This window comes from Streptomyces roseicoloratus (assembly GCF_004117935.1).
GTDB lineage: Bacteria > Actinomycetota > Actinomycetes > Streptomycetales > Streptomycetaceae > Streptomyces > Streptomyces roseicoloratus.
Genome location: NZ_SDOY01000113.1, coordinates 17,995 through 42,947, shown reverse-complemented (window position 1 = coordinate 42,947; position 24,953 = coordinate 17,995). Strand labels below are relative to the sequence as shown.

17 protein-coding genes are annotated in these 24,953 nt (G+C 73.9%); 2 read left to right on the top strand and 15 right to left on the bottom strand.

The features are described 5' to 3' along the window. Window positions 1-122: 122 nt before the first annotated feature. From ESG85_RS14405 to ESG85_RS14385, 5 genes are read right to left on the bottom strand one after another with little or no spacing between them, the layout of a single operon-like run. A complete protein-coding gene (locus ESG85_RS14405) occupies window positions 123-1,439 on the bottom strand; it encodes a lysine N(6)-hydroxylase/L-ornithine N(5)-oxygenase family protein (RefSeq protein WP_128979253.1) in 1,317 nt (438 codons plus the stop codon). Then, a complete protein-coding gene (locus tag ESG85_RS14400; protein ID WP_128979251.1) occupies window positions 1,436-2,074 on the bottom strand; it encodes a GNAT family N-acetyltransferase in 639 nt (212 codons plus the stop codon). The genes ESG85_RS14405 and ESG85_RS14400 overlap by 4 nt, the downstream gene beginning before the upstream one ends. After that, window positions 2,071-3,855 carry an IucA/IucC family protein gene (locus ESG85_RS14395; protein ID WP_128979249.1) on the bottom strand — a complete coding sequence of 595 codons (1,785 nt, stop codon included), beginning with the start codon at window positions 3,853-3,855 and terminating at the stop codon, window positions 2,071-2,073. Before ESG85_RS14395 ends, ESG85_RS14400 begins: the two co-directional genes overlap by 4 nt. After that, window positions 3,852-5,390: a pyridoxal phosphate-dependent decarboxylase family protein gene (locus ESG85_RS14390; protein ID WP_219825191.1), complete on the bottom strand. Its 1,539-nt coding sequence runs from the start codon at window positions 5,388-5,390 to the stop codon at window positions 3,852-3,854. The genes ESG85_RS14395 and ESG85_RS14390 overlap by 4 nt, the downstream gene beginning before the upstream one ends. Before the next feature lie 12 nt (window positions 5,391-5,402). After that, on the bottom strand, window positions 5,403-7,223 hold the full coding sequence (locus tag ESG85_RS14385) for an IucA/IucC family protein (protein ID WP_128979247.1): 1,821 nt from the start codon (window positions 7,221-7,223) through the stop codon (window positions 5,403-5,405). Window positions 7,224-7,478: 255 nt separating this feature from the next. Here ESG85_RS14385 and ESG85_RS14380 point away from each other — a divergent pair, with 255 nt between their 5' ends. Next, window positions 7,479-8,951: an MFS transporter gene (locus ESG85_RS14380; RefSeq protein WP_128979245.1), complete on the top strand. Its 1,473-nt coding sequence runs from the start codon at window positions 7,479-7,481 to the stop codon at window positions 8,949-8,951. Window positions 8,952-9,075: 124 nt separating this feature from the next. Here the strand turns inward: ESG85_RS14380 and ESG85_RS14375 are convergent, their stop codons facing one another. From ESG85_RS14375 to ESG85_RS14365, 3 genes are all read right to left on the bottom strand, one after another. Then, on the bottom strand, window positions 9,076-11,157 hold the full coding sequence (locus ESG85_RS14375; protein ID WP_128979243.1) for an iron ABC transporter permease: 2,082 nt from the start codon (window positions 11,155-11,157) through the stop codon (window positions 9,076-9,078). Then, a complete protein-coding gene (locus ESG85_RS14370) occupies window positions 11,157-12,155 on the bottom strand; it encodes an ABC transporter substrate-binding protein (RefSeq protein ID WP_128979241.1) in 999 nt (332 codons plus the stop codon). The genes ESG85_RS14375 and ESG85_RS14370 overlap by 1 nt, the downstream gene beginning before the upstream one ends. A gap of 179 nt (window positions 12,156-12,334) precedes the next feature. Further along, window positions 12,335-13,147 carry an ABC transporter ATP-binding protein gene (locus tag ESG85_RS14365; RefSeq protein ID WP_128979239.1) on the bottom strand — a complete coding sequence of 271 codons (813 nt, stop codon included), beginning with the start codon at window positions 13,145-13,147 and terminating at the stop codon, window positions 12,335-12,337. Between the two features lie 356 nt (window positions 13,148-13,503). Here ESG85_RS14365 and ESG85_RS14360 point away from each other — a divergent pair, with 356 nt between their 5' ends. Next, window positions 13,504-15,951 carry a polysaccharide lyase 8 family protein gene (locus tag ESG85_RS14360; RefSeq protein WP_128979237.1) on the top strand — a complete coding sequence of 816 codons (2,448 nt, stop codon included), beginning with the start codon at window positions 13,504-13,506 and terminating at the stop codon, window positions 15,949-15,951. 135 nt (window positions 15,952-16,086) lie between these two features. Here the strand turns inward: ESG85_RS14360 and ESG85_RS14355 are convergent, their stop codons facing one another. The 7 genes from ESG85_RS14355 to ESG85_RS14325 form a co-directional block, all read right to left on the bottom strand. Continuing rightward, window positions 16,087-16,869 (bottom strand): hypothetical protein, encoded by a 783-nt coding sequence (locus ESG85_RS14355; protein ID WP_128979235.1) that lies wholly within the window; start codon window positions 16,867-16,869, stop codon window positions 16,087-16,089. Window positions 16,870-16,925: 56 nt separating this feature from the next. Then, window positions 16,926-17,837 (bottom strand): hypothetical protein, encoded by a 912-nt coding sequence (locus ESG85_RS14350; RefSeq protein ID WP_128979233.1) that lies wholly within the window; start codon window positions 17,835-17,837, stop codon window positions 16,926-16,928. Window positions 17,838-17,909: 72 nt separating this feature from the next. Beyond that, window positions 17,910-18,539, bottom strand: a complete 630-nt coding sequence (locus ESG85_RS14345; protein WP_128979231.1) for a LysE family translocator — start codon at window positions 18,537-18,539, stop codon at window positions 17,910-17,912. Continuing rightward, window positions 18,533-19,330, bottom strand: coding sequence for a thioesterase II family protein (locus ESG85_RS14340; RefSeq protein WP_128979229.1), 798 nt, complete (start codon window positions 19,328-19,330; stop codon window positions 18,533-18,535). Before ESG85_RS14340 ends, ESG85_RS14345 begins: the two co-directional genes overlap by 7 nt. Window positions 19,331-19,337: 7 nt before the next feature. Next, window positions 19,338-19,652 (bottom strand): acyl carrier protein, encoded by a 315-nt coding sequence (locus ESG85_RS14335; protein WP_128979227.1) that lies wholly within the window; start codon window positions 19,650-19,652, stop codon window positions 19,338-19,340. Further along, entirely contained in the window at window positions 19,652-24,061 is a 4,410-nt protein-coding gene (locus ESG85_RS14330) for a non-ribosomal peptide synthetase (protein ID WP_128979225.1), read from the bottom strand. The genes ESG85_RS14335 and ESG85_RS14330 overlap by 1 nt, the downstream gene beginning before the upstream one ends. A 633-nt stretch (window positions 24,062-24,694) precedes the next feature. Continuing rightward, complete coding sequence (locus ESG85_RS14325; RefSeq protein WP_128979223.1) at window positions 24,695-24,946, bottom strand: hypothetical protein; 252 nt, start codon at window positions 24,944-24,946, stop codon at window positions 24,695-24,697. Window positions 24,947-24,953 lie beyond the last annotated feature (7 nt).

Below are 24,953 nucleotides of genomic sequence, written 5' to 3'. Positions count from 1 at the left end.
AGCCGCCCCCGCCGACACTCCTGACCCACCGGCCGGAACCTGTGGACAACTCCCCCGCCGTGGACAGCCCCCCTGCCGCGCGGCCGGTCCCGGTCACCGGCCGTGCGGCGGCAGCGGCCCGGCTACGCAGGTCCCGGCGGCGCCTCGAAGCGGGTGAAGGCGCTTCTCCTCGGCAGGCGGTAGGTCTCCTTCCCGGTGATCGCGTTCAGGATGGCGGCGTTGCGCACGGCGCCGATGTCGAGGTTCGGGGTGGAGACGCCGTAGGCGTGGAGCTCGGCGTTCGCCACGAAGATCCGTCCGGTCACGCCGTCGGCGAGCTCGACGGAGTGGTCGGCGCGGACCACCGGCCGACCCCGGGCGTCGCGCCGGATCAGCTTGTCGACCGGCGTGAGGAAGGCCGGCGGGCGGGCGCGGTAGCCGGTCGCCGCGACGACGAGGTCGGTGACGTGCTCGAAGGGCCGGCCGGTGTCGAGGTGGCGGCAGCCGAGCACGGTCCGTCCGCCGGCGTCCACGGCGGCGCTCTCGACGGCGACGCCGAAGCGGAGCTCGACGTCGGCGAGGTCCGGTGCGAGCTGGCGGCGGTAGAGCAGTTCGTGGATCTCCTCGAGGGTGTCCGTGGAGATGCCCTTGTAGAACTGCCACTGCTCGCGGGTGAGCCGGTCCCGTACGTCCTCGGGGAGCGAGTGGAAGTACCGCATGTAGGCGGGGGTGGTCAGCTCCAGGTTCATCTTGGTGTAGTCGAGCGGCGCCCAGGAGCCGGTGCGGGTGAGCCAGCCGACGGCGGGGCCGCCGTCGAGGTTGCGGGTGAGCAGGTCGACGGCGACCTCGGCGCCGGACTGGCCGGATCCGACCACGGTGACCCGTCCGGCCCGTGCCACGTCGTCGGTGCGGTAGAGGTAGTCGGCGGTGTGGAGGATCCGGTCGGCGGGCAGCCCGGCGAGCGCCTCGGGGAGGTGCGGCGCGGTGCCGATGCCGACGACGAGGTGGCGCGCGGCCATGCGGACGACGGTGCCGTCACCGCGTACCACGCGTACGGTGAACCGCTCCTCGTCGGCGTTCCAGTCGACCTCGTCGACCCGGTGGGAGAAGCACAGGGAGGTCAGTCTCGCGGCGGCCCAGCGCAGGTAGTCCTCGTACTCGCGGCGCGAGGGGAAGAAGTTCTCCCGCACGGTGAAGGTGTACAGCCGGTCCTTGTCGTGCAGGTACGCGAGGAACGACAGGGGGTGCCAGGGGGCGACGAGGGTGACGAGGTCGGCGAGGAAGTTGACCTGCATGGAGGCGTCCCCGAACATCATGCCGCGGTGCCAGGTGAACTCGGGGCGCTCGTCGAGGACGACCAGGTCGAGGTCGTCGACGGTGGAGGCGAGGGCGGCGAGTCCCAGGTTGAAGGGGCCGCAGCCGATGGCGATCACGTCGTGTGCGCCGGTGTTCCCGCTCATCGGGGCAGGTCCCCTTCCGTGCGCGGGTGGATCATGAGGGCGGCGGTCTTGTCGGGGAACGCGACCGTGCCGCAGGGCCGGTAGCCGGCGGCTTCGAAGGCCCGCAGCGAGGGCGCGTTGCCGACGTCCGGCTCGGCGGACACGCGGACGCAGGCCGGGTCGGCGGCGAACAGGCCTTCGGCGACGAGGCGGAGCAGGGTCCGGCCGAGGCCCCGGCCGGTTCGGGACCGCTCGCCGATGGCGATGTGGACGCCGAGGTCGTGGGGCAGGTGCGGGTAGTGTCCGGCGAGCCGGTCGCGTAAGACCCGGTAGATCTCGAGGTAGGCCAGCGGCCGGCCGTCGAGGTCGACGAGCACGGGCAGGATCGCGTCGCCCGCGAGGTGGCCGGCGATCTCCTCGTGCCAGCGCTCGCGCGGCCAGGCCTGGTGCCAGAAGGCGTCGATGTGCGGGGACCGCATCCAGCCGTGCACGAGGTCGAGGTCGGTGCCTTCGGCGCGGGCGACGCGGGCGGACCAGCGGCCGTGGAGGAGCGGGAGCGGCGGGCCGGGGACCGCGGCTCCGTCGGGCGTCGGATTCACAACCAGGTCCGCCGTGGGATTCGCCGCGGGTCCGGCCGTGGGGTCCGTGGTGGTCATCGGGCGGCCTCCTGCAGGGGGTTGGGGGCGTCGAGGTAGACGGACTGGGCGTCGAGGGGGGCGAGGACCTCGTCGATGCCGTGCAGCCGGGTGAGCAGGTTTCCCTTGCAGGGCAGGGTGTCGGCGGTGAGCCAGCGGCGGGCGAGCCGGTCGCCGTCGGGGCCGGCCGCCGCCAGGGCGGGCAGCGCCGCCCGCAGCCGGTCGGCGAGGACGGCGAGGAGTGCGCGTTCGTCGGCGAGGCCGTCGACGGCGAGGCAGCCGACGACGGAGAGGGCCTGGTTGCGCAGCAGGTAGTAGGAGAGCCGGTCGTCGACCAGGGCGTCGTCGACGACGGCGAGGGTGGAGGAGTCGGCGCCGAGCCGCTTGAGCAGGCCGGGGAGGTGGGACGCGGCCAGGTAGTAGCCCTGGTTGTCGCGGAAGGTGCCGCCGGTGACCCGGCCGCGCTCGTCGAGGCGGACGAGGGTGTTCTGCTGGTGTGCCTCCAGGCCGATTCCGGTGGCGGCGTAGAGGTGCAGCATGGGGACGAGGACGTGGTCGGTGTAGTCGGCGGTCCACTGTTCGGCCGCGCCGGGGCCGAGGCCGGCGACGAGGTCGCCGAGGGCGCTGCGGCCGAGGCCGGGGCGCGGGGCGACGAGGCCCACCAGACAGCGCAGCGAGCGGATGTCGCGGGGCACTTCGCGTACGGCGACGTCGAGGCCGGTGACGTCGGGGCCCTCGGGCCGGCCGGGTTCGTCGACGGCGATCCAGGCGGGGTCGCGGGTGATGGCGAAGCCGGGGTGGGCGGCGAAGGTGCCGGCCGCGTGTCCGGCGTCGAGGAGGCGGTTGATCTCCAGGCCGCGGCGCAGTTCGGTGCGGGTGGACTCGCGGCGGGAGTTGGTGAGCCGCAGCCCGAGGGAGAGCTTGAGCATCACGTCGGCGTCGGGCCGGTAGACGGTGCGCACGCTGGACGTGGGCCACCAGGCGGGGCCGAGTTCGCCGAGCGGGGTGAGGGCGCCGGAGGCGACGAGGGCCTTGACGCGGGGGCGGTGGAGGAGGTCCCTGGCCTGCCAGGGATGGGCGGGGACGAGGATCCGGCCGTCGTCGCGGGGCCGTCCCGCGAGGTCGGCGAGGAGGGCGACGGTGTCGCGGCCGGCCAGGGAGGGCGCGCCGTCGACGGCGTCGTGGGAGACGACGTCGGGGTCGGCGGCGAACCAGTGCAGCCGGAAGGAGCCGCGGAGTTCGGGCGAGTAGGCGGCGGCCTCGTGGTCGGAGATGCCGTCGCGGCTCTTGGGCGCGGGGTGGTTCAGATGGCCGAGCAGCAGGGACTGTTCGGCGTCGAGGAAGCCGTCCACGCCGGGCGGCGGCTGCGGGCGGCCGCGGCGGTCGGCGATGAAGGCGGCGACGCGGCGCACGGATTCGGCGGTGCGCTCCACGAGGTCGGCGACCTCGCCGGCGGGGACTCCGCCGGGGCGGCCGCCGCCGCGTGCGGCGGCCTCGGCGGAGAGCAGGGCGACGGCGGTGACGGGGTCGGCGGTCTCGCCGAGCGGGCCGCCGGGGCCCTCCAGGCGGGTGGGGCCGAAGCGGTGCCAGCCGGTGGGCGAGCGGTGGGTGACCTCGGTGACGAGGGCGAGCCCGGTGGTGGGGAGGTCGACCCGCAGCGGGCCGGGGGTGACGGGCGTGCCGGTCTCGCGCAGCCAGCAGCGGAGCAGTGCCTCGAGGTGGGCGTGCTCGGAGGCGCCGCGGGCGTCGGGGGCGTGCAGGGGGTCGGCCTGGGTGGTTGCCGCCGTGGTGGTGGTGCTCATGCGGCGTTCTCCTTGATGTGTCGTTCGCAGGTGCGGCCCGCGTCGAGGACGGCGGCCACGAGGCCGTCGATGTCGTCGGTGGTGGCGGTGGGGTTGAGGAGGGTGAACTTCAGGCAGACCCGGCGTGGTGCGCCGGGTGCCGGGGCCGCGGCCTCGGTGCGGCCGATGAGGGCGGTGCCGGTTTCCAGGAGGCGGCGGCGCAGGGCGGCGTTGACGTCGTCGGTGGCGGCCGGGTCGGCGCAGCGGTAGCGGAAGACGACGGTGGTGAGTTCGGCGGGTGAGACCAGTTCGAGGTCGGGTTCGGCGAGGATGCGGCGTTCGGCGTGCCGGGCGAGGTCGTGGCAGGTGTCGATCAGCCGGCCCATGCCGGTGCGGCCGTAGGTGAGGAGGGTGGCGGCGGCCTTGACGGCGTCGGGGCGGCGGGTGGTCTGGAGGCTGCGGCCGAGCAGTCCGTCGTAGCCGGCCTCGGAGTCGTCGGCGGGGTTGAGGTAGGCCACCTCGCGGTCGAGCGCGGTGAAGGCGGTGGTGTCGGAGACGAGGAGCACGCTGGCGGCGGCGGGCTGCCAGCCGGTCTTGTGCAGGTCGAGCGTGATCGAGTCGGCGAGTTCGAGTCCGGCGAGGCGGTCGGCGAGGCGGTCCGAGAAGAGCGCGCCGAAGCCGTAGGCGGCGTCGGCGTGCATCCAGATGCCGCGTTCGGCGGCGATCTCGGCGATCTGCGGGAGCGGGTCGACGGTGCCGAAGTCCGTGGTGCCGGCGGTGGCGACGACGGCGACGGGTGTGCGGTCGGGGCCGAGGGCGTCGAGGGCGGCGAGCAGGGCGTCGGGCCGCATGCGGCGCCGGTCGTCGACCGGCAGGGGGTGGACGGCGGCTTCGCCGAGGCCGAGGGCGGCGCAGGCGCGGTGAGTGGAGAAGTGGGCGAGTTCGGAGCAGAACACGACGGGTCCGGGCAGTGCGGCGACGCCGTGTGCGCGGGCGTCGATGCCGCGCCGGTGGGCGGCGGCGTCGCGGGCGAGCAGCAGGCCCATGAGGTTGGACAGGGAGCCGCCGGGGGTGAGGACGCCGTCGGCGCGCTCGCCGAGGCCGGCGAGCCGGGTCAGGGCGGTGATGAGCCAGCGTTCGACGGCGATGGCCGAGGGGCCGGAGTCGTACGTGTCGAGCGAGGCGTTGCCCGCGTTGGCGAGGACGTCGGCGGCGACGGCGACCGTCAGCGCGGGTGGCTGGAGGTGGGCGGCGGCCCGGGGGTGGGTGAGGTCGATGCCGTGTTCGGTGAGGACGGTGGCGAGGAGGCCGAGTGCGGCCTCGGCACCCAGGCCCTCGGCGGGCAGTTCGGCCGGGCCGAGTGCGCGGGCGGCGGCGGTGAGGACCTCGGCGGGGGTGCCGGCGGGCAGGGGTCCTTCGGGGCGGCGGGCGTTCGCGACGGCGTCGGCGGCGCCGGTGAGGGCGGCGAGGACGTCGGCGAGGCCGGTGCGGGAGCCGGCGAGCGGGGACGGGGCGAGGCCGGAGCGTGGCGGGCGCGTGGAGGTCAGGGGCGTCACGGCAGGTACTCCTCAGCCTTCGGCGAGCGGGTTGGGGTGCGTGCCGTTCGGGAACAGCGCGTGGCGCAGGGCGCGGTCGCCGTAGCGGGTGACGACGATGCGGTCGCGGTTCAGGCCGTAGCGGGGGATCTCGGGGGTGAGCAGGTCGTATTCGGCGAACCGTCCGGCGAGTTCGGGGAAGCTCCGGCGGAACTGCTGCTGGAAGTCGAGGATCGTCTGCCGTACGAGCCGCCAGAAGGTCCGCTCCGGCACGCCGAGCTGCTCGGCGCAGAGCGGTGCGAGGTAGCGGAAGTGGCCGACGAAGACCTGGTCGACGACGTGCTGCTTGATGATCGACGGGTGCTTGCGGGGCAGGACGTGGTCGTGTCCGTCTGGTTCGGGGCCGCGTTCGGGTACGTCGGTGAAGGAGACGCACACGTCGTCGACGAAGTCCTTGAGGAAGAGGCGCACCGGTACGTCGTCGGCGTCGTAGCCGATGAGGGTGTTCTGGCCGTGCGGGTTGAAGGTGACGCCGTAGCGGTAGAGCACGTGCATGATCGGCACGAGGAGCGTGTCGAAGAGGCGGCGCAGCCATTCCTGCGGGTCGAGCCCCGAGGCGCGGACGAGTTCGGCGACGAAGGCGTTCCCGGCGCCGTCGACGTGCAGGAGCGAGGCGAAGGTGCGGACCCGCTCGTCCGGGTCCTTGCGCGCGGAGACCGATTCGCGCCAGATGCAGCCGAGGGCTTCCAGGTGCTGGTAGGGGGCCTGGTCGAGGGTGGAGAGGTAGGGGTGGCGCACGGTCACGGAGGCGATCTCGCCGAGGAAGACGGTGCGGCGCTCGTCGGTGAGGAAGGCGTCGCGCTCGACGAGGCCGCGCAGCCACTGGGTGACGACCGGGGCGCCCATGGTGCAGTGCGGCGGGATGCCGCGCCATACCAGGGTGTTGAGGATCTTCAGCGGGAGTTTGACGTCGTGGCGGTCGGGCGCGCTGATGTTGGCCATGGTGCGGATGGACTGGCCAGGCAGGTAGGCGTCGGGGCTGTCGCCGAGCGGGATGATGCGGCGCTGCGCGACGTCGGCGGCGTGCAGGGTCTGGACGGCGTGGTCCCACTGCCAGGGGTGGACGGGCATCCACACGTAGCTCCGGGGGTCGACGCCGGCCCGTTCCAGGACGGCGGTGAAGCGGCTTCGGGTCTCCTCGTCCAGTTCCGCCGACAGGATGCCGTTTTCGGACAGTTCCGAAGTGCCGCGGAATTCGGCCAGGCCGCGGTGGACGGCGACCCACAGGAGCTTCAGCGACCGGGCCGACTCGGGCGCGTACTGCCGGACGTCGGTGGCGGAGAATCCGATCCGGCCCTTGTTGGCGACGAGGAGGTTGTGGCCGGTCATGCGGCACTCCAGCTCGGAGTGGCCGAGGGCGCGCAGTTCGGCGACCGTCTCTCCGCCGTGGGTGAGGCGGGCGGCGTCGACGGCGAGGGTGGCCGAGAGCTCGGTGAAGTAGGTGGCGAGGGTGGAGGGGTCGCTGTCGATGGTGGTGGCCGCCTCCATCAGGAACTGCAGGGCGTCCCAGGCGGGTTGGGCGATCGCGTTGCCGAGCATGCTGGTGGCGGTGCGGGTGATCGAGTCGGGGTCGACGCGGAGCCAGCCGAAGGCGCCGGGCGTGGCGTGGAAGGCGTAGGTCGTGCCGCTGTTCAGGTCGATCCGGTAGCCGCCGTCCTCGGTGCCGGTCGCCTTGAGCATGTCCTCGAAGCACCACTCGCCGAGGGCCTTGGCGAGCAGGCGGCGGTTGGCCTCCCGCCAGGCCGCGGGATCCACGTCGGGCAGGACGGGCACGGGATGGTCGGTAGGGGTCATCAGGCGGCTCCGGATTCTGTCTGGATTCGGTTCGCTCGAACGCCTGGACGCCCAAGCGGGCGTTACATTAGGTTAGGCTTACCTAATGAACAAGGTCAACTTTCGGACAGACACGGCCAGTTGACGACGGTCACCATGGACGCCGGCGCGAACACCCTGCCGTGTCCGGTGCCCTGACGGACCGTTCCCTACCGCGTACGGAGGTGTTCAGCGGTGCCCTCCCGACGGCACGGCCCCCGGTGGACGTTCGCTCTCGTGAGCGCCGGCGGCGTCATGATGACCCTGGACGTCACCGTCGTGAACGTCGCGCTCACGGACGTCGCCCGCGATCTCGGAACCGGCCTCGGCCAGGTGCAGTGGACCGTCTCGGCGTACTCGCTGGCCTTCGGGGCACTGTTGCTCACCGCCGGGGCCCTCTCCGACCGGATCGGCAGACGGACCGTGTTCGTCGCCGGGATGGGCCTGTTCACCCTCGCGTCGGCCGCCTGCGGCCTCGCTCCCGACGCCGGCGCCCTCATCGCCGCCCGGGCCGCCCAAGGGCTCGGCGGCGCCATGGTGTTCGCGCCGACCCTGGCCCTCCTGGCCGCCGCGTACGAGGGGGGCCGGCGCCAGGCGGCGATCGCCTCGTACGCCCTCGTGGCCTCCGCCGCCGGCGCGCTCGGGCCGGTCGTCGGCGGCGTGTTCGTCGAGGCGCTGGGCTGGCGCTGGATCTTCCTGGTCAACGTCCCCGTCGGCGTGCTGGTCATGGCCGGCGCGCTGACCCGCATGCCCGAGTCCGCGGCGCCCGCGGACCCCGGGCGGCGCGTCGACGTGCCGGGCGCGCTGCTCGCCGTCGGCTTCCTCCTCGCGCTGCACTATCCGCTGGTGACCGGACCCGAGGCGGGCTGGACGGCGCCCGAGGTCCTGGTCTCCGCGGGCGCCTGTCTGCTGCTCGGAGCGGCCCTGGTCGCCGGCGGACGCCGCGGCGGCGGGCTGATCGACGTCACGCTGCTGCGGATCCGGGCCCTGACGGGGGCCGCGCTCCTCGGCTTCCTCGCCCGGCTGTCCAGCCTCGGCGTGCTCGCCTTCCTCACGCTGTGGCTGCAGAGCACCCACGCGCACTCGCCCCTCCGGACGGGGCTGCTCCTGCTGCCCCTGACGGGCAGTCTGCTCGTCGCGGGCATGTTCGTGAACCGGCTGCAGAAGGCGTACGCGCCCGATGTCCTGGTGGCCCTGGGCTTCGCCGCGCAGGGGCTCGGACTCCTCGCGCTGGCCGCGGCGGGTGCGGGCGCCGGCCAGGCCGTCATGGTCACCGGTCTCGTGCTGCTCGGCGCCGGAGGGGCCGTCATCTTCCCGCCGCTGATGGGCGTCGCGGTGGGCGCGGTGCCCGCCGAGCGGACCGGGACGGCGTCGGGCCTCACGAACGCCTGCTACCCGCTCGGCACCGCCACCGGCGTGGCCGTCTTCGGTGCCGTGTTCTCCGGCCGTCTGGACGGCGGCCTCGGCGCCGGACCGGCGGGCGCCGCGCCGCTGCGCGAGGCCGTGGAGACCGGGCGGTTCGAGCTCCTCGACCCCGCCCTGCGTCCGCTGGCCCGCTCGGCCTTCTCCGGCGCCTTCACGGCCGTGTGCCTGGCCGCCGCCCTGGTCTGCCTCCTGGGTGTGGTGGCCGCCCGCACGCTCCGGCCCGTACCGTCCCGGGCGGGCGCCTCCACGACCCGCCGGCGGCCCCGGGCGCCCCAGCCCTCCTGACCACACACCCCAGGGCCACGCGGCGCTCCTGACGCGCGGGCCCGCCCGGCGGACGGCCGCCGGGTGCAGGGCTCGCCTTGCACGGGCTGCCGACGCGAGTGCCGGGCGGGCCGCCGTCCGTGTGTCAGACGTCGCGGCTCCGGCGCAGGAGCCAGACGAGGTACGGCGTGCCGACGAGGGCCGTGACGATGCCCACCGGGATCTCCGTCGGGGCGAGCAGCCAGCGGCCCAGGGCGTCCGAGGACACCACGAGGACCGCGCCGAGGACGGCGGCCATCGGCACCATGCGCGCGGTGCTGTTGCCGACGACGCGCCGTGCCAGGTGGGGCGCGACCAGTCCGACGAAGCCGACGGCGCCGACCGCGGCCGCCGTGCCGGCGGCGAGGACCGCTCCGGCGCCGAGGATCAGCAGCCGTGCCCGGCCCAGGTCGAGCCCGAGGGCGCGGGGCAGCTCCTCACCGAGGGAGAGGAGGTTCACCGGGCGGGCGGCGATCACCAGCAGCACGGCCGCCAGGGCCGGCAGGGCCAGCCAGCCCAGGGCCGTGAAGTCCCGGCCGTAGGTGCTGCCGGCGAGCCAGCCGAGGGCGGCCGAGATGTTCATCTGCGCACCCACGACCATGATGTTGACCAGCGCCATCGAGGTGGCGGCCGCGCCGATGCCGACGAGCACCACCCGCGTCGGGTCGATCCCGGACCGGCCGCCGCTTCTCGTGCCGCGCGCCACGAGGAGCACCAGGAACAGCATCAGCACCCCGCCGATGCCCGCCGCGGCGGGCAGGGCCACCAGCGGAGCCGACGGGACGAGCAGGATGACCGTGATGGCGCCGAGCGACGCCCCGCCGGTCACGCCGACGAGTCCCGGTTCGGCCAGCGGGTTGCGGACGACCGCCTGCACGGCGGCGCCGGCGACGGCCAGACACGCACCGGCCAGGGCGGCGACCAGGATGCGCGGCAGCCGGAAGGAGACCACGGCCTCGGTGATCTGCTCGGCGGAGCCGGTCAGCGCGGCCCACAACTGGCTCCAGCCGACCGGCACGTCGCCGACGCGCAGCGACACGGCCATCGCGACGGCCAGGGCGACGAGACCACCGCCGAGCGCGACGGCGTACCCGGGTGCGCGGCGGCGGTCGGAGACCACGACGGCGGCGCCCGTGTCGGCGTCGCCGGTGCTCACCCGGCGGGCCAGGACCATGAAGACCGGCCCGCCGATGAGCGCCGTGACCACGCCGACGGGGATCTCGGCGGGCTGGGTCGCGGACGGCGTCACGATCAGCTGGGCGGCGGCGTCGGCGCCCAGGACGAGCGCGGAGGCGAGCAGCGCCGCCATCGGCACGAGCACGGCGTGCCGGCGCATGCCCAACTGGCGCACGATGACGGGGCCGATGAGTCCGACGAAGCCGATCGGCCCGGCGAGGGAGACGGCCGAGGCGGACAGCAGGACGGCGAGCAGGAAGGCGGCGGGGCGGATCCGTTCGACCCGTACGCCCATCGCCTGCGCGGTCTCGTCGCCGAGCGCGAGCAGGTCGAGCGGGCGGGCCAGGAACGGGGCGGCGAGCGCACCGGCGAGGACGACGGCACCGAGGGTGAGCGGCCGTTCCAGACCGGACTGGAGGAGGGTGCCGTTGCCCCAGAAGAACAGCCCGCGGGTGGCCTGCACGTCGAGCATCTGCAGGAACTCGGCGGCCGAGGTGGCGGCCAGGGCGACCGTCGCGCCGGCCAGCAGCACCCGGCCGGGCGTCAGCACTCCCCCGCTGGTGAGGAGGTAGACCAGACCGACCGCGAGCAGTCCGCCGAGGAACGCGGCGCCGCCGGCGGGCACCGGGCCGAGGCCGACGCCGGTGTAGGCCACGAGGACCACGGCGAAGTAGGCCCCGGCGTTGACGCCGAGCGTGTCGGGAGCCGCCAGCGGGTTGCGGGTCGCGCCCTGGACGAGCACGCCGGAGACGCCGAGCGCGACGCCGACGACGAGGCCGGTCAGGGTGCGCGGCAGCCGGCTGCCGACGAGGACGTCCTCGGTGCGGGCGTCGCCGTGGCCGAGCAGCAGGTCCAGGATGTCGCCGATGCCGACGCCGGACACGCCGAGGCCGAGGTGGACCACCACGACCGCGGCGAGGACGAGGGACAGGCCGCCGCCCACGAGCAGGGCCCGTGGGCGGCGGCCGGGCGTGCCGGCCGGGGCGGCGGCCGTCAGTCCTTCCGAGGCCATCAGACCTTCAGGGCCTTGCCGGTCTCGTCCAGGATGTGCTGCGCGGACAGCGGCCCGCCGAAGAGCCAGGTGCCCGGGTCGAGCGGCAGCGCCTTGCCGTTCGTGACGAAGGGCAGGCCCTTCCACACGGCGTTGCCGGCGAGGTCGCCGGTGAACGGGTTGTCGTTGTCGGCGGCGACGTACAGGAAGGTGGCGTCCTTCTCGACCTGCGTCAGCCCCTCGACGCCGACGGTGGTCATGCCCCAGGTGTCGGACTGGCCCTTCCAGCCGTTCTTCAGACCGGCCAGGCCGAGCACCTGCGGCGCGATGGCGTCGTCGGTGAGCATCCGGATCGAGGCGGCGCCGTTGGCGGTGAAGCCCTGGGCGAGGGCGTACTTCAGGCCGCCCTTGCCCGCCTTGTCGAGTCGGCCCTTGAGGTCGGCGGCCTTGGCGTCGATCCGCGCGTTCACCTCCGCGGCCTCGTCCGCCTTGCCGACCGCCTTCGCCAGCTCGGTGAAGTTCTTCTTCATCGTGGCGAGCTGGGGCTTGGTGGTGTACGTGAAGGAGAGCACCGGGGCGATGGCCTGGAGCTGCTTCAGGTTGGCCTTGGAGCGGTCGTTGTCGATGACGATGAGGTCGGGCTGGAGGGCCTTGATCTTCTCCAGGCTGGGTTCGTTGCGGCTGCCGACGTCGGTGACCTGGGCCGGCAGGGCCGCGCCCTCGGCGGTGATCCAGGTGCCGTAGCCCTTGTTGTCGGCGTTGCCGACGGGAGCCAGGCCGAGGGCGACGAGTTCCTCGGCGTACGTCCATTCCAGGGTGACGACCTTGGTGGCGGGCTTGTCCAGGGACACGGTGCCCTGCGCGGTGTCGACGGTGATCGCGCCGGTGGTGGTGTCCCCCGGCTTCTTCCCGTTCCCGCCGTTCGCCTCGCCCACGGTGCCGCCCCCGCACCCGGCGGCGGTCAGCACGAGGGCCATCGTGGCACCGCCCGTGGCGAGGGCGCGCAGCAGTTTCCGCATGGTGGATCTCTCCTTGTTCTCCGGGCTGTTCGGGCAGGGCGGACACCGCCGGGGGCGGGACGCCGGGAGGTACCCCGCGAGGTACGCGGGAAGGGGCGGACGTTCGGGGCGCGCGCGGAGGACGGCGCGCGTGCCCGCGCGGGGCGCTGCGGCCGTTCAGGGCGCGGCGCGGGCCGTGTTCAGGGTTTCGCGGTGGCGGCGGAGGCCTCGCTCCGCCGGGGGAAGCACGCGAGGTATCCGGTGGCGGGGTCGCGGACGACGTTGACCCGCAGGCCGAACGCGCGCTGGATGACCTCGGGTTCGATCACCTGGTCGGGGCTGCCGGACGCGGCGACGCCGCCGTCGGCGACCACGACGACCTCGTCCGCGTAGGCGGCGGCCTGCATCAGGTCGTGCAGCACCACGCCGCAGGCGATGTCGTGCTCGCGGGCGAGCCGGCGCACGACGTCGAGGACGTCGAACTGGTGGCGCATGTCGAGGTAGGTGGTGGGCTCGTCCAGCAGGAGCACTCCGGCCCGCTGGGCCAGCACCATGGCGAGCCAGGCGCGCTGGCGTTCGCCGCCGGACAGCTCGTCGAGCCTGCGGTCGACCAGCAGTCGTGCGTCGGTGACGTCGAGGGCCCAGTCGATCGCCTCGGTGTCCTCGGCGGTGTGCCGGGCGAGGGCGCCGCGGTGGGCGTAGCGGCCGTGGCGTACCAGCTCACGGACCGTGACCCCGGCGGGTGCCTGCGAGGTCTGGGGAAGGAAGGCCAGGCGCTGGGAGAGCGCGCGGCGGCCGAGCGAGCCGAGCGGTTCGCCGTCGATGCGGATCTCGCCGCCGAGGGGCGGCAGCAGTCCGGCCACGGTGCGCAGCAGGGTCGATTTCCCGCAGCCGTTGGGGCCGACCAGGACGGTGATCTCACCGACCCGTAAGGACAGGTCCACCTGCTTCAGCACCGTGCGGCCGCCATGACCGACGTCCAGATCGTTCGCCATGAGGCGGACGTCACCCATGGACACCACTTTCCCTCCCGCCGTCGAACCGACCGCGCCACCATACAACTTAGGTAAGGCACGCCTTAGGTGTCTGACGTCCTCCGGTGCGGCTTGTGACCATGTCGAGATCTCCCGCACCTCCGTGCGCCCCTCCGCACCCGATCAACCCCCTTGCCCACGAGTCCACATGGGGATAGGGAGCGGCCTTCGGCAGCGGTGGAAGCCGGGCGGAGGCGGTCGGCGCACACCTCTTGACGGGACGTTTCCGGCCATGGGAGAAAGCGCTTGCTGTTCGATGGTCGCCCTTTCCTCCACCGCCCCGACGTCCCCTCACCGCCCGCGCGTCACCTCCCTCGCCCCCGAGAGGCAGTCACATGCAACCGGTGCCCCTTCCCGCCGATCCCGGCCGCCTGTCCCGCCGCGGGCTGCTCCGCGCCGCCGTCGCCGCCGCGGCCCTCGGCCCCGTCCCCCTCGCCGCGGCAGACGGCGCGGCCGCGGCGGAGACCGCCGACGCCTACGGCGCCCTCCGCCTGACGTGGCGCGATCTGATCCTCGGAACCGGGTACTCCCCCACGGCCGAACCGTTCGCGAGCAAGCTCGCCGCCCTGGGCGCCACCGCCGCCGGCCTGCGCTCCGCCATGTCCCCGGCGGCCGGGTCCCTCTGGCCCGATCTGCCCTACGCCGACCCCGAACCCGACACGGACGCCGAGTCGTACACGTACTCCGGCAACCTCAACAACAGCTTCAACCGGCTGCGCACCCTGGCCGAGGCGTACAGCCAGCCCGGCACCGGCCTCACCGGGAACACCGCGCTGCGCGGCGAGATCCTCGCCGGCCTCGACCACCTGCACGACCAGGCGTACCACGCCGGACAGGCCCGGTACGGCAACTGGTACAGCTGGCAGATCGGCGCTCCGCAGGCCCTCCTCGACATCGACGTGCTGATGTACGAGCACCTGGGTGCCGCCCGGATCGCCGACCACTGCGCGGCCGTCGACCACTTCGTGCCGGACAGCACCGTCGCCGTCTACGGCGGCACGTCCACCGGCGCCAACCGGGTCGACCTGTGCCGCGTCCTCGCGCTGCGCGGAGCGGTCGGCGGGACCGCCGCGAAGCTCGCCCTCGCCCGCGACGCCCTCTCCCCGGTCTTCCCCTACGTCACCACCGGCGACGGGCTCTACCAGGACGGCAGCTTCGTCCAGCACCTCTACGTCCCGTACGCGGGCTCGTACGGCTCCGTCATGCTCGGCGGTCTCTCGCTGCTGTTCGCCCTGCTGAAGGGCACGTCGTGGGAGGTCACCGACCCGGGCCGCCAGGTCGTGCTGGACTCCGTGGAGAAGGCCTACGCGCCCTTCCTCTTCAACGGACTCGCCATGGACCTGGTGTCGGGGCGCGCGATCAGCCGTGGCGTGCAGCAGAGCGACCCGGCCGCGATCCGCCAGGACGACCATCTGCGCGGCCACGGGATCATCGCGTGCGTCGCCCTCCTCGGGGTGAGCGCGTCACCGGCCGAGAAGAGCCGCTGGGACCGGATGGTCAAGGGCTGGATCGACCGGGACTACTACCGTCCGGTGCTCGCCGGACCCGCCCTCGGCGTCGCCCAGCTGGCCCGGCTCAAGGCCGTCGACGACACCGTCCCGACCGGCTCGGCCGAACCGGTGGGGCACCGGCTGTTCCCGGCCATGGACCGGGCGGTGCACCGGCGGCCCGCCTGGGCGGCGGCCGTGTCCATGGCGTCGCGCCGGATCACGTACTACGAGAACGGCAACGGCGAGAACCTCCGGGCCTGGCACAGCGGCTCGGGAATGCTCTACTGGTGGGGCGGCACCTTCGCCAACGGGCAGTACACCGACGACTTCTGGCCCACCGTCGACCCCTGCCGGCTGCCCGGCACCACCGCCTCCCGCAAGCCCCTCGCGGACGGCGAGGGCGGGACCTGGGGCGCGGCGCGCCCGGACGTGCGCTGGGTCGGCGGCGCGACGGACGGCACGTACGCGGCCGTCGGCCAGTACCTCAAGGGCCTGTCCTCGACCCTGCTCGCGAAGAAGTCCTGGTTCTTCCTCGACGACGCGGTGGTCTGCCTCGGCGCCGGCATCCACGGCCGGGACGGCACCGGCGTCGAGTCCGTCGTCGAGAACCGCAACCTGGGCGCGTCCGGCACGCACGCCTTCACCGTCGACGGCACCGCCCGGTCCACCGCCCTCGGATGGAGCGCCACGCTGACCGGCGCGCGCTGGGCGCACCTGGCCGGGCACGCCGGATACGTGTTCCCCGGCGGCGCCACCGTCCGGGCGCTGCGCGAGGCCCGCACCGGCGCCTGGTCCGACATCAACCGCTCGGCCGTGACCGATCCGGTCACGCGCCGCTACCTGACCCTGTGGTTCGACCACGGCACCGACCCGACCTGGGCGGACTACGCCTACGTCCTGATGCCGGGCGCCACGGTCCAGCAGACCTCGGCCCGCGCCGCGGACACCTCCTGGCTCACCGTCCTGGCCAACGCCAACGAGCAGCAGGGCGTCCGGGTCCCCTCGCTCGGCCTCACCGCCGTCAACTTCTGGCTCGCCGGCACCGTGGGCCCGCTGACCGCCTCCCAGCCCGCGAGCGTGCTGGTGCGCGAGGACGGCGCCACGGCCACCGTCTGCGTCTCCGCCCCGCTGCGCACGGGCGACACCGTCGACGTCACCTGGCACCGCCCGGTCACCGCGGTGACGGCCAAGGACCCGTCCGTCACGGTCCTCTCGACGGGCGCGGGCCTGACGTTGCGCGTCACGCCGGGCACGCTGGGCGCCGTGCACAAGGCGACGGTGTCCCTGGGCTGAGCCGACGGCCCCTCCGGCGGGCCGCGCCGCCACGCGTCCGCGGCGCGCCGGCCGTCGGAAGCGCCGGACGAACGCGCAACCGCCGGACACGGCCGGGACGTCGAGGGGCCGGTCCCGAAGACACGGCCCGGGCGGTCAGGCAGCCCAGGGCAGGCGTACGGCTTCGATCTCCGGGTCGGCGAGAAGCGCCTCGACGAGTGCGCGGGGGCCGGAGACCTTGGTGGCCCAGAGGTCGTAGTCCGTGCACACCACCCAGGACAGGTCCCGGGCCCAGAGGTTGGACGGGGTCCACTTCTCCTCCTCGGGGTGGTCGAAGAGCACCTTGGCGTCCGCGAGGACGCCGGCGCGGAGGTGCGGGTCGTCGAAGTCGGCGCCCTGCAGCAGCGGACTCCAGTACGCCAGGCAGGCCGTCTCCGCGCCGTGCGGGCCGTGCGCGGCGAGGAGGTCGACCAGGCGGTTCCAGTCGGGCCGGTCCATGTGCCCTTCGGACGGTGCCCGGAGGCCGGCCGGCCACGTGCCGGGCCTGATCGAGGGGAAGGAGGAGTGGCACGGATACCGTCCCTCGGGCACCGTCGGGTCACCGAGCCGGTCCGCCAGTTCGGCCCAGCGCAGGCGCCGCCAGCGGGGACCGGGATGCTCGCCCGTGGGCGCGTCGAGCACCTCGGCGGGGTCGATCCCCGGGATGACGTCCTTCCCGCCGCCCGCCCGCACGGCCCTCGCGTACGCGTCGAACGACATGTCGGTCGGCCCGACTTCGTGCTCGTACAGGGAGTGCAGCAGCCATGCCGCGTCGGGCAGGGCCGGCGACATGAAGCCGGTGATGCCGTCGTCCGCGGTCAGCTCCCGCAGCCGGCCGGCATCGGCCGGCGGGGCGAGGGGCCAGCGTGCGTCCGCCAGGGCGGCTGCCGTCTCGTGCATCCGCCCAGGATCTCATCTCATCCGCGGCCCGGGGCGAGGACCCCGCGTCCGTCTCCTCAGTACAGCGGTGACCGGGGCATGTGCTGTTCCGGCCAGAACGGGTCGGGTGGGGGCAGGGGCGGGTTGGCGCGGGCCTCGGCCGCGGCGGTCGCCAGGCGGCTCGGCCATTCCGCGGCCCACATCAGGGCGACCGTCCCGGCGAGCGGCCAGAAGCCGTCGACGTGCAGCAGACCGGTGAGCCACACCACGAGCCAGAGCGCCAGCACGTTCGCCGAGACGAGGACGAGGGACGCGACGCCGGGTACGGGAAGGGTCAGCGTCAGCCGGAAGCGCAGGTGGAAGAGCGCGGCGACGACGGCGAGCGTCAGCCATCGGGGGTCCGCCGCCCGCACGCCGTCCAGCCACACCTCCGCGAGCACCAGGCCCGCCCCGGACAGCAGCAGGCCGCTCAGGGACCGCAGTGCGCCGGCGCGGCGGCGCTTCACCGGGACGGCGAGCACGAGCCGAAGCGCCGTCTCCACGGCGGCGACGACGAGTCCCGCGGCGACGAGCGCCTTGAGCCCGCCGTCGAGCCGGACGTCGAGGCCCAGCGCGGCGCCCAGCTCGGCACCGGCCCACACTCCCGCCGGCCCGATCACGACCAGGACGACCGCCGTCAGCACCATGCCGAGTCCGACGAGGAGGAAGTGTCTGCGCAGCGGCGCGAAGAACTCCCCGTCGGAGCCGCCCCAGTCGGGTTCCTCCGCGAAGCGCCGCTGATTCCTCCTCAGGGCCCGTCCGAGCAGCCGCGTCAGGGGCAGCGGGACGAGCACGACGAAGGCGAGGAACACCGCGGCGACGACCGCCGCCGACCCCAGTCGCTCGCCCGTGCCGCCGGCGATCCGTAACCGGCCCACGACCTCGGCGGCCACCCACACCCCGGCGGCCGCGCACACCCATCGTCCGATGATCCGCGCCGTTGTCTTCATACGGCCAGCGTCCCGCCGGTGGCGCCGCTGCGGAACCCCACCGGCACGGACTCGCCGCGAACGGCGGCGGGTTCAGGGCGACTGGAGTGCCAGCCGGACCGCGAAGCCGATCAGCAGCAGGCCGGTGACCTGCTCGATCCGCGCGCGGACGCGCGGACGGCGCAGGACCCTGCCGAGACGGTCGACGGTGAACACGTAGAGGCCGAACCACAGCAGGTACAGCGCGGCGAACACCAGGGACAGGGCCATGGCTCTGGGGAAGACCTGCCCCTCGGGCGGCAGGAACTGCGGCAGGAAGGTCACGAAGAACAGCGCGACCTTCGGGTTGAGCGCGTTGGAGAGGAAGCCGTACCGCACGTATCTGCCGCCGGCCCCGTCCTCCTCCGGTTCGTCGCCGCCGTCGGGCCTCCCGGCCTGCTCCCGCAGCGTGCGGCGGGCGCCGCGCAGCGTCGCGATGCCCATCCACACCAGGTACACCGCGCCCACGACCTTGAGGACCGTGAACGCGGTGGCGGAGGCGAGCAGCACCGCGGAGATGCCCAGGACGGCGGCCCCGACGTGCACGACCAGGCCGAGGACGCCGCCGACCATGGTGAGCAGTCCGGCCCGCCGGCCGCCGGCCAGGGCGCTGCGGGTGATCAGCGCCTGGTCGGGGCCGGGGATCATGATGAGGACCAGGGAGGCCGCCGCGAAGGTCAGCACGGGTCGCCCCGCTCCCCCGAGCCCGCCGGGACGCCCGCCGTGGCGCGCGCGGCGGCGGTGAGGGCGCCGGAGAGCGCCCGCAGGACGGGGGCCGGCCGGTCGCGGAGGTAGAAGTGGCCGCCGGGGAAGCGGCGTACCGTCACTTCGGCGTCCGTCAGTTCGCGCCAGGCCTCCAGCTGTTCGGCGGTGACCCGGTCCTCGGTGCCTCCCAGCACAGTGACGGGAACGGACAGGGGTGGCTCGGGCCGGTGCGCGTAGGTCTCCAGGACCTGGTAGTCGGCGCGCAGGGCCCGGGCGGCGATGGCCACCAGGTCGTCGTCGGCCATGACCTCGGGCGGGATGCCTCCGTGGAGGCCGGAGACCTCCTCGAGCAGCTCGCGGTCGCCGAGCAGGTGCAGCCGGGAGGCGGCGCGCGGCAGGTGCGGGGCGGGGTAGCCGGAGACGACGAGGTGCGCGGGCTGCGGCCGGCCGGCCGCCCGCAGCGCGCGGGTGAACTCGAACGCGACGAGCGAGCCGAAGCTGTGCCCGAAGAACACGAAGGGTCCGGCGTCCGGTCGTACGCCGTCGAGGAGCGCGGCGACGAGCGCGTCCATCGACGTGATCACGGGTTCGCCGGTCCGCGAACCGCGTCCGGGCAGCTGCACGGCGTGCGGCTCGCCGGCCTTGAGGTCGCGGGCCCAGCGCAGGTACTCGGCGGCGGAGCCGCCCCCATGGGCGAAGCAGTAGAGCTTGGGGGCGGCCGGCCGCGACGCCCCGCCGATGATCCAGCGGGGCGGCGTGGAGGTGCTCACGGTTCGCTCACACTCCCGCGGGCTGCGGTGCCGTCAGGTGCCGGGCGAGGGCGTCGGCCGTGAAGTGGTCGAACACGTCCCTGGGCCGTACGGGCAGGCCGAACTCCTCGCCGAGGCCCGCGCACAGGACGAGCGTCGTGGCGGAGTCGACGCCCAGCTCGTCGAGCGGGGTGGCGGGGTCGATGTCCTGCGGCGGCACGTCGAGGATCTCGGCGAGGAAGCCGACGACCCATGCCGTGACCTCGTCGGTGGAGGGGCGGTGTCCGGCGCGGGGCGCCGTTCCGCCGGTACCGGTCTGCTGCGTCTGCTGGGTCTGGTTCATCACTTCTCCCCGGGCATGAGCTCGGACGGTCCGAGGAGCTGCTCGAGATGGCCGTCGAGCGCCTCCACCGTCGTGTACTGGAGGACCGTGCCGACCGGCACGGTGACGTCGAACGCGGTCTGCAGGTGGGCGACGAGCCGCGCGGCGAGCAGCGAGTCGCCGCCCGCGTCCAGGAAGTCGTCGTCCAGGTCGACCCGGCTGAGGCCCAGGACCTCGCGCCAGATCTCGACGAGCTTGCGCTGCCGGTCGGTGCGCGGCGGCTTGGCCGGCTTGCCGCGGCCCGCGCCGCGCGCGCCCGCCTTGGCGAGGGCCGCGCGGTCCACCTTGCCGGTGGCGTTCAGGGGCAGTTCGTCCAGGGCGAGGATCTGCGCGGGCACCATGTGCCTGGGCAGTCGGGCCGCCGCGAACTCCCTCAGCGCGTCGGGCGCGAAGCGGCGGCGGGTGTCGGGTGCCTGGGCCACGATCACGTCGAAGCCGACGGAGGCGGGGCCGCCGGTGACGGTGAGGACCTGGCTGCGCGCGAAGCCGGCGGCGGCGAGCTCGGCGGCCCACTGCCCGCGGTCGAGCAGGCAGTGGCGGGTGCGCAGTTCGGTGTCCTCGAAGTTGTCGAAGCCCTGCTGGAGGCCCATGACGAGGTCGAACCACGGGTGGAAGGTGGTCTGTTCGACCATGAGCAGGATGCCGCCGGGGGCGGTCATGGAGCGCAGGTTGCGCAGGGTCGGGGCGATCCGGCGCATGTCGTGCAGCACGCTGGCCGCGACGAGGAGGTCGGCGGACTGGTCGCCGAAGCCCTGGACGGCGGGCGGCTGGTCGAGGTCGAACAGGTCGAAGCGGAGCGCCGGGTGGTCGGCGAACTCGGTCCTGGCCCGGTCGGTGAAGTAGCGCGAGATGTCGGTGAACAGGTACTCGGTGCGGTCCTCGGGCAGCAGCGGCAGCAGGTGCCGGGTGAGCGAGCCGTAGCCGGAGCCCACCTCCATGGCCTTGAGGGTGCGGTCGGCGGGGAAGCGTCCGGTGAACGCGCGCACGGCGTCGGCGGCGGCCTGGTACGTGGGGCCGAAGAGCCGGTCGTAGACGCCGGGCGTGCGGTCGGAGGCGTACAGCTCGGCCGAGTGGACGCTCTGGGTGAGCACGTCGGCGAGGCCGTCGGCGAGCGTGAGCATCCAGTCGGTGACGTCCTCGTCGATCCCGAGGACCTCCTTGAGGACGTCGCGGGCGCGGCCCTTGAGGTCGTCCGGCAGGGCCTCGGGCAGCGGGCGGGCGACGGTCGTGCCGTCGTCTCCCGTGGTGAGGTGGCCGGTCGTCTCCAGGCGGGCGACGGCACGGGCCAGCCACCGCTCGTAGCGGGGTGCGACGCCGGCCCCGCGCAGTGCGGCCGGGTCGAAGACGGCGCCCGGCTCGTGCGGGAGGCCGAAGGAGCGGAAGGCGGCGGCGGTGGCGAGGGTGTACACCTCGTCGAGCACGTCCCAGGCGGCGCGCAGCCGCTCGGGGGCGGGGCCGGCGGCGGGGCGTCCTGCCGTCTCGCCGAGGGCCTGCCAGAGTGCGGCGCTGGTGGCGGGCTCGGCGTGCTCGGTGACGAACAGCGTCTCGTCGGCCTCGCGGACCGAGGGGACGACGTAGCCGTGGAGGCGGGCGGCGCCGGATCCGTCGGCGGACTTGACGACGACGGAGGCGTCCACGCCCGGGTGCTGGGAGAGCGTTGCCTCGATCTCGCCGAGTTCGACCCGGTGGCCGTTGATCTTGACCTGGCCGTCGCGGCGGCCCAGGAACTCGATGGTCCCGTCGGTGCGGTAGCGGCCGAAGTCGCCGGTGCGGTAGAGGCGTTCACCGGTGCGCGGGTGGGTGACGAAGGCGGCCGCGGTGCGCTCCTCGTCGGCCCAGTAGCCGCGGGCGAGTCCGACGCCGCCGATGTACAGCTGGCCGGCGGTCCACACGGGGCAGGGTTCCATGCGCTCGTCGAGCACGTGGAAGGTCTGGTTGCGCAGCGGAACGCCGTACGGCACGCTCTTCGCGCCCTGCGGGACCTCGTCGACGGGGTGGTGGATGGACCAGATGGAGGCCTCGGTGGCGCCGCCGAGACTGATGATCTCGGCGTCGGGCCACAGGTCGTGGATGCGGCGCGGCAGGTCGACGGGGATCCAGTCGCCGCTGAGCATGATCAGGCGGAGCCGCTCGGGGACCTCGCCGCCGGCTTCGAGGTGCTCGACGAGCATCTGCATCTGGGCGGGGACGGAGTTCCACACGGTGACGCCGTGCTGGGCCATGAGCTTGGCCCAGTGGGCGGGTTCGGAGCGCATGTCGGGGTCGGGCAGGACGAGTCCGGCGCCGACGGCGAGGGTGCCGAAGAGGTCGTACACGGACAGGTCGAAGCCGAGGTCGGCGAGGCCGAAGACGCGGTCGTCGGGTCCGACGCGGAAGCGCTCGTTGATGTCGGCGACCGTGTTGAGCACGGCGCCGTGCTCGATCATGACGCCCTTGGGGGTGCCGGTGGAGCCGGAGGTGTAGAGGACGTACGCCAGGTCGCCGGGGCGGGCGGGGCCCGCCGGGAGGCGGTCGGCGGGCGTCGCCGGGGCGGGGCCGTCGACGAGGAGGCGCGGGATCGCCTCGGGCCATTCCAGGGCGGCGTCGAGGGCGCTGTCGGTGACGACGGCCGCGGCCCGGCCGTCGGCGAGGATGCGGGAGCGGCGCTGCGCGGGGAGGGCGGCGCCGACCGGCAGGTAGGCGGCGCCGGCCATCATCACGCCGTACGCGGCGGCGACCTGCTCGGGGCCCTTGTCGAGGGTGATGCCGACGAGCCGGTCGCGCGGCTCGTCGCCGGCGGCGGCCGTCACCTGCCGGCGTACGGCCTCGGCGCGGGCGGCGAGTTCGCCGTAGCCGACCTCGCGGCCGGCGGTGAGGACGGCGGGCCGGTCGGGGTGGGCGGCGGCGCGGTCGAGGAAGGACTCGTGGAGCAGACCGACGGGGCGGGGGCCCTCGGTGGCGTTGGCGTCGGCGCGGGCGGTCAGCTGGTGGCCGGGCAGGTCGACGGTGAGTTCCTCGTCCCAGGGGCTGTCCTCGTGGGCGAGCCGGGCGACGGTCGCACAGTAGGTGGCGAACATGTCGTCGAGGAGGCCTTCGGGGAAGAGTTCCTCCACGCAGTCCCAGGTGAGGTCGAGGGAACCGGTGAAGTCGACGACCTGGTGGTCGAGCCACACCTGCGGGGTCTGGCTGACGCGGTAGGAGATGTCGCCGAAGTAGCCCATGGCGTCGCTGACGTCGGCGGCGGTGCCGAGACCGCTGGTGAAGACGACGGGCATCGTCTCGAAGCCGCTCTGCAGGCCGAGCCTGCGGCGCTCGCGCAGCGTCTGCAGGGCGCTGACCTGGCGGTGGCGCAGGTCCTTCTGGAGCTGGGTCTGGGTGGCCTCGGCGCGTTCGCTGAGCGAGCGGCCGGTGGAGGCGTCGACCTCCAGGAGGCAGATGGAGGTGAAGTCGCCGACCATGCGCCGGAGATGGGGGTGGACGACGCGCTTTCCGGCCTCGTTGCGGTCGAGCAGCAGCGGCAGCCGGTTGAAGAGGGTGAGGTTGAGCGTGAAGCGCCGGGTGCCGCTCCAGACGGCGAGCACCTCGGAGAAGACCGCGGCGAGGACGGCGGTCGGGGTGAGGCCGCGGGCCTCGCAGCGTTCCTGCAGCCGTTTCCAGTCCGGCTCGGGCAGGTGGTACTCGCGGTGGGTGAAGCGGGGCTTGTGCACCGAGACGGGCGACTTGGCGAGCGGCAGGTCCGGCGGCGGGGCGAGCGTGGTGGCGCGCGAGGTCCAGTAGTCGAGGGCCTTCTGGTGCCGGGGGGCCTGGGAGCCCTGCTCCAGGGCGAGGGCGTAGTCGCGGAAGGTCACGTCCACCGGGGGCAGTTCGAGGCCGGCGTCCTGGCAGAGCGCGCTCCACTCGCTGAACAGCAGCGTGAGGCTGGCCAGGTCGACCATGAGGAGGTCGAGGCTGACGTGCAGCCGGTCGTGCTCGGGCAGCCGGGAGAGGCGGATGTCGAACAGGGGCCAGTCGGCGGCGGTGTAGACGTGGTGGGACATCTCGTCGCGTATGCCGGTCAGCACGCGCTCCGCCTCGTCCGGAGGCGCCGACCGGAGGTCGGTACATCGGACGTGGAACTCCGGTACGGAGGGCAGGACGTGCTGCCTTCCGTCCTCGTCGACGACCGCGCGCAGCATGTCGTGGCGCTCGATCAGGGTCCGCCAGGCACGGGAGAGCACGTCGGGGTCGAGGCGCCGGCCTTCGAGTTCGAAGTACGCGTGCGGGGCGACGTTGCCGAGCACGAAATTGGATCCCCGGCCGACCCAGTAGGCGTACTGGATCTCCGTCAGCGGAAACTTCTCGAACCTGTCGTCGCTCCGGGGTGTCCGGCTCGTACGACCGTTGTCCGTCATCGTTTTCCCTCTTCGTCTGTTTCGGCGCCTCCGCCGGATCACGGCGGAAGTCGTGCGGCCCTGTACCATTTGTTGAAGACGCGAGAGTTGAAGGAGTCAAGGAATCGGCTCCGGCGTAGGCCCGCCCGCCCGGCGAAGACCCGCCGGGGGCATGCCGAAGGCGCCGCCCTCGGCGGCGCACCTTTCCCGATGGCCGACCTCCTCGCAAGCCCCCGTGACGCCCTTTCGGACAGCCTGTTCGAATGGGCCCGCCCATTAGAACCACCGTGAACCAAGGGGTCCACGGTGAAGACCGTCACGTTTCCCCACGGGTGGCCCGAAACGCGCCCTCGGGTCTCCGCGCAAGGGCCGCTGCGCAGGAACTTCCCCTCCGGAAAGGGAAGTTCTCGGAAGATCACGGATGGCGTGAATCCGACGGACGGGCGCGGCCACCTGACAAAGAAGTTGACCGGAATCGAGTGAACCACTGCGGGTGCGGACCGCTCGGCGCCTTTCGGAGGGCCGACTGTTCGGATGCCTGCGAGCCCCCGGGGGCCGCCGGCCGGCGCCGCGCGCGGAGTTCACCGGTTCGCCAGGGGGACGGGGAGCACAGGCCGACGGGCTCCCCGGTGCGGGAGCCCGTCGGGTGCGGGGTCAGGGCTCGTCGGGTGGGCGGCCGCCCGGGATGCCGCCGTCGGGGGCGACACCCTTCTCGGCCGGCCCGTGCCGGCCGCCGCGGTCCCCGCCCCGGCCCCGAGGAGCCGCGTGCCGCCCGCTCCCTTGCTGCCCGGCGTCCTGGTGCTTCTCCGCACGGTGGGCCTGCCGCTCCTTGAGCTCGGCGAGGTCGCGCGGAGTGGCCGAGGTTCTGCCTCCGCCCGGCCGCGTACGGCTCCGTGGTTCGTTCATGACCGTC